Origin of the sequence: Desulfovibrio sp. Fe33 (assembly GCF_028532725.1) — a bacterium.
Lineage (GTDB): Bacteria > Desulfobacterota > Desulfovibrionia > Desulfovibrionales > Desulfovibrionaceae > Pseudodesulfovibrio.
Window position 1 is genome coordinate 309,157 of the sequence record NZ_JAQKGU010000002.1, and the last position, 13,453, is coordinate 322,609.

Consider the following 13,453-nt stretch of genomic DNA (forward strand, 5'->3'; position numbering starts at 1 on the left):
GGTGTTTTTGCGGCGTTCGGCGCCGGTCGCATATGGTTATAATTGACTGGTCGTTATCTCATTGTAATTTTTATAACGGATAACAAGCCTTGCGGCAAAGTGCCTCCGGCAACGGACCTACCATCGCGCAAGGCATCGCCAAGGAGTACGCCATGACCGAAGAATACGTCGACCAGACTGGGAACAATGCGCCTTTGTCCCCCGAAAGCCGGGACGAGTCGCTCTACAAGGCTAAGATTTTCGGAGTCATCGAACTTCCCGTTCACGATACGATCCATATCAAGGACGTGAACGCGATTGTGCCGGAAGCTGGCGCACTGGAGCAGGAAACCCAGGCCGCCCGGTCCGTGGCGGAACAGCGGATCGAGGAAAAGACTCCGCGTGAGACGGTGGAGCCTTCGCCGGACGCCGGGCTGCCTCAATTGGCCGCCAAGGCGTATTTCCATGCTCCGGACGCTCCCGCAGTCATCAGGGCGGAAGCTATCGAGCATGTCCTTTTTGCCGAGACTGGCGTGCGGTACAAAACCGTTGACGTCGATGTCGCCGAAGAGGTGGGTATTGTCGAGCGGCAGGATGACGGTTCGTTTCTGTTTATTCCGCGTCAACCTGGGGGGCGGGAAGTCGAGGTGCCGGTGGAGGTCACTGTCTCGGACGGGGATGGTGTCGAGGAAAAGCGGGTCAACCTTGTTCCGGAGATAACCGGGGCCGTCGAATTCGAGATGAATGAGGATGGCTCCATCCTGATCGGCCAGAAACAGCTCCTGGACAACGCCCTCGACGCCCAAGGGGACGCGCTGAACGTCCTCAACGTGCAGGCGGACGGCGGGACCCTGGTTCAAAACGGCGACGGGACATGGACGTTCATCCCGGACGAGCATTTCTACGGCGAGATAACGCTCCGTTATATGGTCACGGACGGCGTGCATACCGTTCCCGCAGTCGGCGTCATCCGCATTGCGGAGGTGAATGACGCCCCTGTGATGGCCGATCCGGCTGCGGCGGATGTCGTCGAAGGCGGCGTCCTTTTATCTGACCGGCTGGAATCCAGCGACGTGGACGACAACGAGGTCGCGGTCTTCAGCGTGTCGGAAGGGCATACGGCCCCTCCGGGCTTCGTCCTCGAAGCCGACGGCGCGTACAGTTTCGACGCGACGGTGTCCGCTTATGACCATCTGAACGTGGGGGACTCCGTTGTCCTGACCATCCCGGTGACGGTCACGGACAGGGCCGGGGCCACGGATGACACTTTGGTGCGCATCACGGTCAACGGGACCAACGATACGCCGGTGGCCGGGGCCGAGGTCCTGGCGGCCGCCGACGAAGGTGCGGCCGTGGTGAACGGGCGGCTCACAGCCTTTGACGCGGATGACGGCGCGGTCCTGATTTTCACGGTGAGCGAGGGGGCCGCAACGCCCGCCGGGTTCACCCTGAACCCTGACGGCTCTTTCTCGTTCGATCCTGCGGACGCGGCCTATGAACATTTGGCCGTGGGCGATTCCGCTACCCTGACCGTGCCGGTGACGGTCACGGACGAGCACGGTGCCACGGACGACACCCTGGTGCGCATCACAGTCAACGGGACCAACGATACGCCGGTGGCCGGGGCCGAGGTCCTGGCCGCTGCGGACGAGGGCGCGGCCGTTGTGAACGGGCGGCTCACGGCCGTTGACGCGGATGACGGCGCGATCCTGACCTTCTCGGTGAGCGAAGGCGTTGCCGCGCCCGCCGGGTTCACCCTGAACCCTGACGGCTCTTTCTCGTTCGATCCCGCGGACGCGGCCTACGAGCACCTGGCCGTGGGCGATTCCGTGACCCTGACCGTGCCGGTGACGGTCACGGACGAGCACGGTGCCGCCGACGTTTCTCAGGTGCGCATCACGGTCAACGGGACCAACGATACGCCGGTGGCCGGGGCCGAGGTCCTGGCCGCTGCGGACGAGGGCGCGGCCGTGGTGAACGGGCGGCTCACGGCCGTTGACGCGGACGACGGCGCGGCTCTGACCTTCACGGTGAGCGAAGGCGTTGCCGCACCCGCCGGGTTCACCCTGAACCCGGACGGCTCTTTTGTGTTCGATCCCGCGGACGCGGCCTATGAACATCTGGCCGTGGGCGATTCCGTGACCCTGACCGTGCCGGTGACGGTCACGGACGAGCATGGGGCCGTGGACGTTTCGCAGGTGCGCATCACGGTCAACGGGACCAACGACGCGCCGGTGGCGAGTGAATCCCTCGCCTTCGCCATCAGTGAAGATTCGACCCTGCTTCTTGTCGCAGATCAGCTTTTGGCCAACGTCACCGATATCGACGGGGATGATCTGAGCGTCAGGAATCTTGTCGTGGAAAACGGCACGGTTGCCGACAACGGCAACGGCACGTGGACCTATACTCCGGACGAACATTTCAGCGGAGAGGTCGCACTTTCCTTCGACGTGTTTGACGGAACAGCATCCACACGCGTCGGCGGGACGGTCTCCATCGAGGCCGTCGCCGACGGGGCGGCTATCATTCTCGAAGGCGTTTCCGGAGAGTCCCTAGCTTCCTTCGGCGATGAGAACATCATCGGAAGCGGCGGCCAGGCGACATTGAGCGGTTGGGAAACGGACAATGTCGGCGGTTACATCGAATCACACAACGACACGGTTTACGGGGTCGGGGACGGCAGGGGGATGGTGGTCGAGCTGGAGAGAAATTCCGGCGACGCCAGCAACATCTATCAGTACGTGGACGTCGAGGCGGGCGACACCGTAAGGTTGACGTTCGATTTGTCGGCCCGGGCGGGAAGGGGCGGAGAGGACTCCGCCGTGGACGTCATGTGGGAAGGTGTGGTGGTCGATACCATCGTTCCGGACGTGTCGTGGGAAAGTTACAGCTACACCTTCACCGCTACCACCGACAACCCCCGGCTCGAACTGAAGGCCACCGACAACAATTCCACGGGGGCCGTGCTGGACGTTATCCAGGTGAGCGAAGTCATCACCGACACCCTCGAAGACACGGCCGTCGCCCTCAAGCTCGACGCCCAACTGATCGATACGGATGGTTCGGAGACTCTCCAATCCCTTACCGTGGACAATCTTGCCGTCGGTTCGGTCGTGAGCGACGGCGTGAACGAAGTCGTCGTCACCGAAGCGGGACAGGCCGTCGACGTCAGGGATTGGGACTGGAACAACCTGACGATTCTGCCCGAACCGAATTTCAACGGGGAGTTGGCGGTCCATGTGTCCGCGACCACCCTGGAGGGCAACGGCGACGTCAAGACCACAACCGCGTCCACTTCTTTCGACATCGTCCCGGTTAACGACGCCACGGAAGTTTCCGGCCCTACCGCGTTTGCCACGGACGAGGATACCGCCATCATCCTTACGGAGGCCCAACTCCTGGCCAATGCCACGGATATCGACGGGGACGTGCTGATAGTCGGGAATCTCACGGCTGAAAACGGCTCCGTCATCGACAACGGCGACGGGACTTGGACCTTCCTTCCCGGCGAGGACTTCAACGGCGAGGCCAGGCTGGTATACGATATTTTCGACGGCGCGGGCTTTGTGTCCACATCCGGGACCATAGACGTCGCGGCCGTCAATGACGCGCCCGTGGCCGATGAAGCCGAGGCCGCCGCCGACGAGGGGGGCGCGGTCGTCCACGGACAGGTCGCGGCCGTTGACGCGGATGACGGCGCGGTCCTGACCTACGCCCTCGGCCAGGGGGCTGCCGCGCCCGCCGGGTTCACCCTGAACGCGGACGGCTCTTTCTCGTTTGATCCCACCGGCGAGGCCTACGAGCACCTCGGCGCGGGCGATTCCGTAACCCTGACCGTGCCGGTGACGGTCACGGACGAGCACGGGGCTGCGGACGACACCCTGATACGCATCACGGTCAACGGGACCAATGACGCGCCGGTGGCCGGGGCCGAGGTCCTGGCCGCCGCCGACGAAGGGGCGGCCGTCGTGAACGGGCGGCTCACGGCTGTTGACGCGGACGACGGCGCGGTCCTGACCTTCACGGTGAGCGAGGGCGTTGCCGCGCCCGCCGGGTTCACCCTGAACGCGGACGGCTCTTTCTCGTTCGATCCCACCGGCGAGGCTTACGGGCACCTTGGTACGGGCGATTCCGTGACCCTGACCGTGCCGGTGACGGTCACGGACGAACATGGGGCCGTGGATGTTTCGCAGGTGCGCATCACGGTCAACGGGACCAACGACGCGCCCGTGGCCGGGGCCGAGGTCCTGGCCGCCGCCGACGAGGGGGGCGCGGTCGTCCACGGACAGGTGGCGGCCGTTGACGCGGATGACGGCGCGGTCCTGACTTACGCCCTCGGCCAGGGGGCTGCCGCGCCCGCCGGGTTCATTCTGAACGCGGACGGCTCTTTCGCGTTTGATCCCTCCGGCGAGGTCTACGAGCACCTCGGCGCGGGCGATTCCGTGACCCTGACCGTGCCGGTGACGGTCACGGACGAGCACGGGGCTGCGGACGACACCCTGATACGCATCACGGTCAACGGGACCAACGACGCGCCCGTGGTGGTTGAGAGCGTGGCTTTCACAGGTCGGGAAGATACCGTTTTCGTCATCACCGAAGAGCAGCTTCTCACCACGGCCTCGGATGTGGACGGGGGCGCTTTGAGCGTCCGAAGCCTCGCCTCCGCGAACGGGACCGTTTTCGATAACGGCGACGGGACATGGACCTTTACTCCGGACGAGCATTTCAGCGGCCAGGCGGCCTTGAGTTATGAAGTCTTTGACGGCGTGGATTCCACTCCGGCCGAAGGCATAATCTCCCTGAGCGCCGTGGCGGATGCGCCCACCCTTTTCATCCAGGTGGCGAATCTGGACGTTCAGCCCAACGAGATAGCCGATTTCAGCACCTCCCCGACAGGGGTCCGGTTCGACCTGACGAACCATGACGCGCAGACCGTGGCGGGGACTACCGACCGTTGGGACGCGGCCGAGGCGACGGGATCGGATTTCGACGACGTTTTTTCCTTCAACGATTTGCAGGCGGGAGAGACATATACGGTCCACGGAGGAGGCGGCGTCAACACTATTGATCTGTCCGCTTTCCCCAGCGGACGCGTGGTGCTGGACAACGAGGCCCGCACCCTCACCGTTGATGTGGACGGCGAGGGAAATACGGCGGTCATCCATTACGACAACGTCACCAGGGTGGATTTCGATTCATCGGTATTCGACGGCTCTCCGCATTCCGTGGAGCTGGCGACGGATCATGACTGGCGTATCGAAGGCAAAGAGCTTGAAGTCTTCAGCCACGGAGGCAGCGATTGGGCCGTCACGCCGGTCGGATTCGAAGGAGCTTTGGATGAGAACTTCACGCTTCAAGCCACCGTCACGGCCCATAACGACGGCTCATGGGCCAACGGGGCCATTGTCTTCGACTATCAGGACGAAAACAATTTCAAGATGGCCGTCGCCAGGATCGGCGCGGACAACTGGGCTATCGAGCAATTCAGCGACGGCGTGCATACGACCGTGACCAACACCGGCTACATCCGGTTGGACCGCGAAGTGCCCAATACCATTGAACTGAGGGTCGAGGGCAGTGTCGCGTCGATTTATTCGAACGGCGTCCTGCAAGTGTCGCATGATTTCGGCGAGCCGTTGAACGACGGGCGGATCGGCGTGGCCACAAACAACTCCCATTCTTCCTTCGAACTCGATATGGCGCCGTCGAACTGGGCTCCTTCGGTGGAAGACTACGATCTGCGAATGCAGATTCAGGAAGGAGAGATCACCACGGAAAACGTGCTTCGCGACGCGGTCGATCCCGAAGGAGCGGAACTTGTCCTGGCCGGTTTCAGCCAGGGCGGGCACGGCACGGTCGTGGACAACGGCGATGGGACGTTTTCCTACCGCCCGGTCGAAGGCTGGGTCGGATCGGACAGCTTTACCTATCAAATCAGCGACGGCGAAAATGTCACGGAGGGCGTCGTCAATATCGATGTTCAGGGCAACGCAGCCGTTTCCGTCCTCCGGGGCGAATCCTTCAGTCTGGATCTCGGTGCGAGCCTGGTGGACGCCGACGGATCGGAAACCCTCACCGTGGGCCTTGAGGGCGTTCCCGAAGGCGTCGTGGTGACGGACGGCTCGGTCACGCGTACCGCCGGAGCGGACGGCAAGATCGATGCCACCGGTATGGACACCAACCTGATGACCATGACGCCGCCAGCCGGATACTCCGAAAGCTTCGACGTGACGGTCCGCGCCACGGCCACGGAAACGGACGGCGGTTCCATCGACGCGACCAGCGTCTTCAGCGTCTTCATCATCAACGACGCGCCGCTCGTAGCCGGTCCTGCCGAGTTTGCCCTGGCCGAGGATGGGACTCTCGTCATCAGCTCCGACGACCTGCTCGCCAACGCATCCGATTCCAATAATGACGTGTTGTCGGTAGTAAACCTCACTGCGACGGGCGGCGTTATTTCGGACAACGGCGACGGCACATGGACTTTCACGCCGGATGAGAACTTCAACGGCCGGATCGACCTGAGCTACGATGTCGACGACGGCATGGATTCGGTCCCGGCAACCGGAATTATCCTCGTTTCCGCAGTCAACGACGCGCCGGAAGCGTCCGTGCCCGCCGACCTGGCCACGGACGAGGATACCCCCGTCGTGCTCACTCGCGAGCAGCTTCTGGCTGATGCCTTCGACGTGGACGGGGATACGCTCAGCATCGAGAATCTGACCATAGGAAACGGCACGCTCACGGACAACGGCGACAACACCTGGACCTTTGTTCCTGATGAGCATTTCAGCGGGGATGCGGCCGTTTCCTACGACGTGTCCGACGGGACCGTGTTTGTCCATGTGGACGGCACGCTCGCCGTTGCCGGTGTGGCCGACGGCGCGGTCATAACCCTGGAAGGCGTCCCCGGCGAGACCCTTGCCGCCTTTGGCGACGAGAACATCTCCGGGCGCGGCGGCTCGGCGACGTTGAGCGGGTGGGAGACGGACAATACCGGCGGCTACATCGAATCCTACGAGGACTGGGTCTACGGGGTCGAGGACGGCAGGGGAATGGTGGTGGAGCTTGAGAGGAACGCGGGCGACGCCAGCAACATCTATCGTTACGTGGATGTCGAGGCGGGCGACACCGTCAGGTTGACGTTCGACCTTACGGCCCGGGCCGATGGCGCGGGCGAGGCTTCCGCCGTGGACGTCATGTGGGAAGGCGCGGTGGTCGACACCATCATTCCTGATGTGGCCTGGGAAAGCTACAGCTATACCTTCACCGCGACTGCCGACCAGCCCAGGCTGGAGCTCAAGGCGACGAATAACGACGGCTGGGGGGCCGTGCTGGACGTCATCCAGGTGAGCGAAGTCATCACCGACGTTCTCGAGGATTCGGCCGTGGCCATCAAGCTTGATGCCCAACTGATCGACACCGACGGTTCGGAAACCCTGCAATCTCTCACCGTCGACGATCTCGCGGTTGGTTCGGTCGTGAGCGACGGCGTGAACGAAATTGCCGTCACCGAAGCCGGACAGGCGGTGGACGTGAAGGATTGGGACTGGAACAACCTGACCGTCACCCCGCAGCCCGACTTCAACGGCGAACTGGTGATTCAAGTGTCCGCGACCACCCTGGACGCGGGCGGCGACGTCAAGACGACCACGGCGTCCACCTCCTTCGACATCATGGCGGTCAACGACGCGCCGAGGGTGACGGCCGTGGACAATCCGGTCGCCGCGGGCGTCACCCAGACCATAGCCGTGGTCTCCGACGTTGACGGGGTTGTCGAGAGCGACACCCTGTCCGCGGAACACGGCGTCGTGTCCATGGATGCGGACGGCAATATCCTCTACACGGCCGATGACGGGTACTCGGGAGCGGACACCGTGACCGTTTCGGTGGTCGATGATTCCGGGGCCGTCACCCTACAGACGCTGAACCTGGAAGTCATGAACGGCATTGTCGGCACGGCCATGGGCGACGCCCTGTTCGGAACGGCGGGGAACGACTACATCTCCGGTCTTGACGGAGGCGACCTGCTGACGGGCGGCGCGGGCAACGACTACCTGTCGGGAGGAGAGGGCGGCGACGCCATTTCGGATATATCCGGAAACGACACGCTGGACGGGGGCGGCGGTGACGACAACCTGTCGGCGGGAGAGGGGGAAGACCTTCTCTTGGGCGGCGACGGCAACGACTACATGACGGGCGGCGGTGGAAACGATGAACTGTACGGCGGTGCCGGAAGCGACACGGCCTCCTTTGCCGGGCTTCGGGATGAGTACGTGATCGAGGCGGGCGAGGACGGCGGTTTCCTTGTGACCGATACCGTTGCCGGGCGGGATGGCCAGGACCTTCTTTACGAAATGGAGCTACTGGAGTTCAACGATCGGACTCTGGAATACAACGGCGAGGATTGGGTTCAGCAGATCGAAGGCGGGGCGGAAGCGATGGCCGCGCAGGCCGAAGGCGACTGGGTCGCGGAGGTGGAAGAGCCCGTGGCGGCGGAAACCACGGCCACGACCGCCGAACCCGACATGGACCCCGGAGCGGAGGACGGCACGGCCGTCACGCCCCCGGATGCGACGGAGGAAAACACGCCCGTCATTTAACGCGGGGAAGAAATGCGGTCGCGTGCCGTATTCCCCGGCATCTTCCACTTGGATATCAGGCCCCGGACGCGCGTCCGGGGCCTTCGCTTTTTGTTGCGCGCATTCCGGGGCGGGCTTGACGCGGGCGGCATGGAATGGGGATGATGCGCTGCATGGCTGTCATCGGCCCGGCCGACCGCTTTGAGCCGGGCACAGGAAGAACACTGTATCCTTTGGAGAGAACATGTCCCTGATTCTGTTGCATTATCCAAGTTGAACCACGTCGCGCAAGGCCAAGGCTTGGCTTGAGGACAACGGCGTGGAGTTCGTGATCCGGCATATCGTCAACGAGACCCCGACCCGTGAGGAGTTCCTGGCGTGGAAAGGGATCGCCGGGGGGGACAAGAAACGGTTCGTCAACACGAACGGCAAGAAATACAAGGAACTCGGCTTGAAGGACACCATCGACGCCATGTCCGACGAGGCGTTGTTCACTTTGCTGGAGACGGACGGGATGCTCGTCAAACGTCCCATCCTCGTTGGCGGCGATATGGTCCTGATCGGTTTCAGGCAGGCCGAATGGGAAGCGGCCCTGCCGTAGCCGCGTGCCGGGAGCGCGGCAGGTTGCTATTGCGGCGCGGCTAGGAAAATGATTTGTCGCGGGACTTGTGCCGCCGGGAGATAGGATACATACTATGTCCAGGTGAATACAATCCAGCCCTGAAGGAGTTTTATTATGTGCAAGAACTGCGGTTGCAATTCCGGCAAGGACAAGGCTGCCCACCAGCACGCCCATGGCGGCAAGGACAGCCACGAACACGAGCATGAGCATCAGCATTCCCATGTGCATGAGCATACGCATGAGGACGGGACCACCCATACCCACGAACACAGCCATCTGCACAGCCATTCGCACACCCATGGCCATGAGCATGGGGTCGGGGAGGAGCATGAACACGGCCACGGCGCGCACAGCCACGATGGTGACCACGCCCACGACGGCGGCGACGGGCACGGCCACAGCCACGATTAGCCGACGGTTCGGCCGAACCTGCGGCCTCAGGCGCAAAAACGTCCGGCGCGAGGCTGGACGGTCACGGCTCGGCAGGTTTTCCCTCCGGGCCTTTTTGTTCGATGGCGATGAAAATTCCGGGCTCGCGTGCTGATTTTTCGGGCCGCGAGGCCGTTTTCGCCGTTGTGTTCGGCCGCCTGTCGGGCCACGGCAGGGAAACGCCTCCCCGGAGGGAAGCATGAAGGACGATATTGCACGATTGGCGGCCGAAACGGAGGGCAGGCTTGTTGCGCGACGGCGTGACCTGCACCGTTATCCCGAGACGGCCTGGACCGAGTTCCGAACCGCTTCCCTGGTGGCGGGCGCGCTTGCGGCCGCCGGGTATGAAGTGCGTCTCGGCGGGGAGGCCGTGCGCCGGGAGAGTATGTTGGGCGTGCCTCCGGCCGGGGAGCTCGAGGCTCACATGGAGCGGGCTGCGGGCCAGGGGGGCGACCCCTCGCTGATCGGGCGCATGGCGGGCGGACTGACCGGGGTGGTCGGGGAGCTCAAGTGCGGCGAGGGGCCGGTCGTGGCCCTGCGTTTCGACATGGACGCCAACGACATGGACGAGGCCCGCGACGACGCGCATCGGCCGCATCGCGAGGGATTCGGCTCGGTCAATCCGGGGGCGATGCACGCCTGCGGCCACGACGGGCATGTCGCCATCGGCTTGGGCGTGGCCGAGGTCCTGGCCGCGATCAGGGATCGGCTGAAGGGCACGGTCCGGCTGATCTTCCAGCCCGGAGAGGAGGGAGTTCGCGGGGCCGGTCCCATGGTGGACGCCGGAGCGCTCGACGGGGTGGACTATCTCTTGGGCGGCCATATCGGCTTTCAGGCGCGGAAGACCGGGCAACTTGTCTGCGGCACCGATAAATTCCTGGCGACCACCAAATTCGACGTGCATTTCACCGGGGTTCCGGCTCATGCCGGGGCCGCCCCGGAGCAGGGGCGCAACGCCTTGCTCACCGCCGCCTGCGCGGCCCTGAACCTGCACGCCATCCCCCGCCACGGACAAGGCGGTTCGCGGATTACCGTGGGCATCCTCAACGCGGGCCAGGGCCGAAACATCATCCCGCCCAACGCTCTGCTCAAGGCCGAGTCGCGGGGGGAAACCACCGAAATCAACGACTATGTCTACTCCTGCGCCCGGGATGTGGTGGCCGGAGCCGCCCGCATGTACGGCGTGGACTATTCCATCACCGAGGCGGGCCGCAGCGTGAGCGGCGGGAGCGATCCCGGCCTGGCGGCGCGCGTCAGGCGGATCGCCGAGGGGATGCCGTTCTTCCGTCCTTCCTGGATCGTCGATTCCGTGGATTTGCGCGGCAGCGAGGACTTCGCCGTCATGCTGGCCGAGGTCCGGCGGCAGGGCGGCGCGGGCACATACGTCATGATCGGCAGCGATCTCGCCTCCGGGCATCACAGCTTTCATTTCGATTTCGATGAGCGCAGCCTGGTCCCCGGCGTGGAGTTGTTCGTCCGCTGCGTTCTCGACTGCATGGCTCTGCCGACGCGGGTTCGAGGCTGATGGGGCCGGGGATGCCCGGAACTCGGTGCCGCCGCGCCGCCTACTTGCGCGGGATGCCGTACCGCTTGAGCAGGGCGTAGAGGCGCGCCCGCGACAGGCCCGACATGGAGCAGGAGGACGGGATGTCGCCGCCCGTGATCTCCATGAGGTTCTTGAGATACCGTTCCTCGCCCTGGGCGATCTGCTGGTCGCGATAGGTGCGCAGGCTCGGGAAGGCTCCCGGCGGGGCTATCTCGTGGTGATGGAGCGGTTTCGCGTCCGGCGACGCGGGTTCCATGGCGCGCCGGGCGATGCGGGCGCGGATGGCCTTGGGCAGATGGCGCGGGAAAAGCACCGCGTCGTTGCCCGCCCTGGACAGGGCCTGCTCCAGGGTGTGGATCAGTTCCCGGACGTTTCCCGGCCAGTCGTAGTGCATGAGTTCGTCCAGAAAGTCCGGCGAAAATCCCTTGGTGGACATGTTGAGTTTTTCGCAATGGCGCTGGATGAATTTGCAGGTCATCTCGTTGATGTCCTCGGCGATGTCCCGGAGCGCGGGCAGCCGGATGTGCATACCGCGCAGCCGGAAGTAGAGATCGCGCCGGAACTCCTCGTTTTCGACCATGCGTTCCAGGTCCCTGTTGGTGGCCGCCAGCAGCCGGAAGTCGCTGGTTATCTCCCTCGTCCCGCCCACGGGCCGGAAGCTGCGCCCTTCGAGCACCCGGAGGAAGACCTTCTGGAGGGACATGGGCAGCTCGCCCACCTCGTCCAGGAACAGGATGCCCTGGTCGGCCTGTTTGATTAATCCCACGGTGGGCGCGTCCGCGCTGGTGAAGGCCCCCCGTTCATGCCCGAAGAGCAGGCTCTCGGCCAGATTCTCGGGCATGGCGGCGCAGTCCACGACCACGAACGGTTTGTTCTTCCGTGTCGAATTCTTGTGGATGGATCGGGCGAACAGCTCCTTGCCGGTTCCGGTCTCGCCGATAAGCAGGACGTTGATGTCGCTGGTGGCGGCCTGGGCCACCGAATCGAGACAGGAAAGCATGGCCCGGCTGTTGCCGATGATTCCCTGGCGTCTCAGGGAAACGGGGCAGAAGCCCGAGTGGACCTTCGTGTGGTAGGTGATGACCCGTTCCAGAAGGACCAGGAGGCGTTGCAGGTTCAGGGGCTTGGTGATGTAGTTCCAGGCTCCGCCCTGTATGGCGCGTTCGGCTATATCCGGGTCCCGCCGGCGGGTGACGATGATGGTCTCGGGAAAGGAAGGCACTTCCCGGATGAGGGAAAGGTGCTTCACGGCGTCGCCTTCGGGCAGGTCGTCGCCGAGCAGGACCGCCTTGAACGCGCCCGTGTGCAGGATGCCCAGGGCTTTCGACAGCGAATCGCAGGAGTCCGACGGAAAGCCGTGCTCCAGGAGCGATTCGGCCAATTGCCCGGCAAAGGCCGTATCGCCGTCGACGATGAGAATGTCTGTCATGGGGGTGCCCCTCCCCTTGCAGCATGAATATATTCTCATGCGTAGCATTTTTTTCTGTCCATGGGCAATGTCTTTCGCCGACCGGGATTCCTGAAAAAAAATGAACCGATTTTAGCCTGCCTCGCCAGGCCGTCTTGCCGTGCGAGATTGTTTCGGACTGGGAAATGCCTGGAGACTAGGAGAGTGTTTCATGTCGCAACAGGCCTGAAACTCCCGATGAAATCTATTCTCAATTCTCCTCATCGGGATATCCCGTCTTGCAGGGCGAGAACCGTCTTGTGCGGCAAGACAAAAAATGCCCGAATTTTACAATGGTTATGCTGTCTTTGTGGACATGTCTCCACAGTATCATCCTCATATTCCTCTCTATGTTTCAAACGGCATGTATTTTGACTTGGAGAGAAAGTGAGTTGCCTGCGCGGGCTTGGAGTTCACCTCGATTCTCACTGATTTCGTCTTCCGATTCAGATGGTTGGCCAGAAAATGAATGGCCGGGCGACAGTTGGGCGGGGGAGTGCGTGAGTCACCAGCTCTCCCGGAGGAGGCGGCACCATTGGCGAGACCGGGAAGAGCGGCAGGAGGGTCTGCGGATGAGACGGAAGTGGGATGCGAAGACCAAGGCCAGGATCGTGCTGGCGGGGTTGATGGGCGAATGCGTCAACGACCTCTGTCGGGCTCACGATCTGCGCCCGGGCCAATACTACAAGTGGCGGGGGCATTTCCTGGAAAACAGCTACCGGGTGTTCGAGAAGCCGCCCATGGCGCCGAACGACATGGAGCTGGCGTCCGAGAACGAGGAACTCAAGAAGCTGGTGGGAGAGCTGACGCTGGAGCTGACCAGCGGCAAGCCCGCGCGTTGAGCACGG

At 63.4% G+C, this 13,453-nt stretch carries 5 protein-coding genes and 1 pseudogene; 5 read left to right on the forward strand and 1 reads right to left on the reverse strand.

What is annotated here, in order from left to right; genetic code table 11:
* The first annotated feature begins 152 nt into the window (after positions 1-152).
* From PSN43_RS04255 to PSN43_RS04270, 4 genes and pseudogenes are all read left to right on the forward strand, one after another.
* The gene (locus tag PSN43_RS04255; RefSeq protein WP_272699472.1) at positions 153-8,582 is read left to right on the forward strand and encodes a tandem-95 repeat protein; all 8,430 of its coding nucleotides are present in this window, start codon (positions 153-155) and stop codon (positions 8,580-8,582) included.
* 268 nt (positions 8,583-8,850) lie between these two features.
* Positions 8,851-9,162 (forward strand): annotated as a pseudogene (locus PSN43_RS04260) (Spx/MgsR family RNA polymerase-binding regulatory protein); the annotation flags it as partial.
* Between the two features lie 135 nt (positions 9,163-9,297).
* On the forward strand, positions 9,298-9,594 hold the full coding sequence (locus tag PSN43_RS04265; protein WP_272699473.1) for a hypothetical protein: 297 nt from the start codon (positions 9,298-9,300) through the stop codon (positions 9,592-9,594).
* A 217-nt stretch (positions 9,595-9,811) separates the two neighbouring features.
* Entirely contained in the window at positions 9,812-11,137 is a 1,326-nt protein-coding gene (locus PSN43_RS04270) for an amidohydrolase (RefSeq protein WP_272699474.1), read from the forward strand.
* A 40-nt stretch (positions 11,138-11,177) separates the two neighbouring features.
* Here PSN43_RS04270 and PSN43_RS04275 read toward each other — a convergent pair whose 3' ends face one another.
* The gene (locus PSN43_RS04275; protein ID WP_272699475.1) at positions 11,178-12,587 is read right to left on the reverse strand and encodes a sigma-54-dependent transcriptional regulator; all 1,410 of its coding nucleotides are present in this window, start codon (positions 12,585-12,587) and stop codon (positions 11,178-11,180) included.
* 590 nt (positions 12,588-13,177) lie between these two features.
* Here PSN43_RS04275 and PSN43_RS04280 point away from each other — a divergent pair.
* Complete coding sequence (locus tag PSN43_RS04280) at positions 13,178-13,447, forward strand: transposase (RefSeq protein WP_272699476.1); 270 nt, start codon at positions 13,178-13,180, stop codon at positions 13,445-13,447.
* The last annotated feature ends 6 nt before the right edge of the window (positions 13,448-13,453 follow it).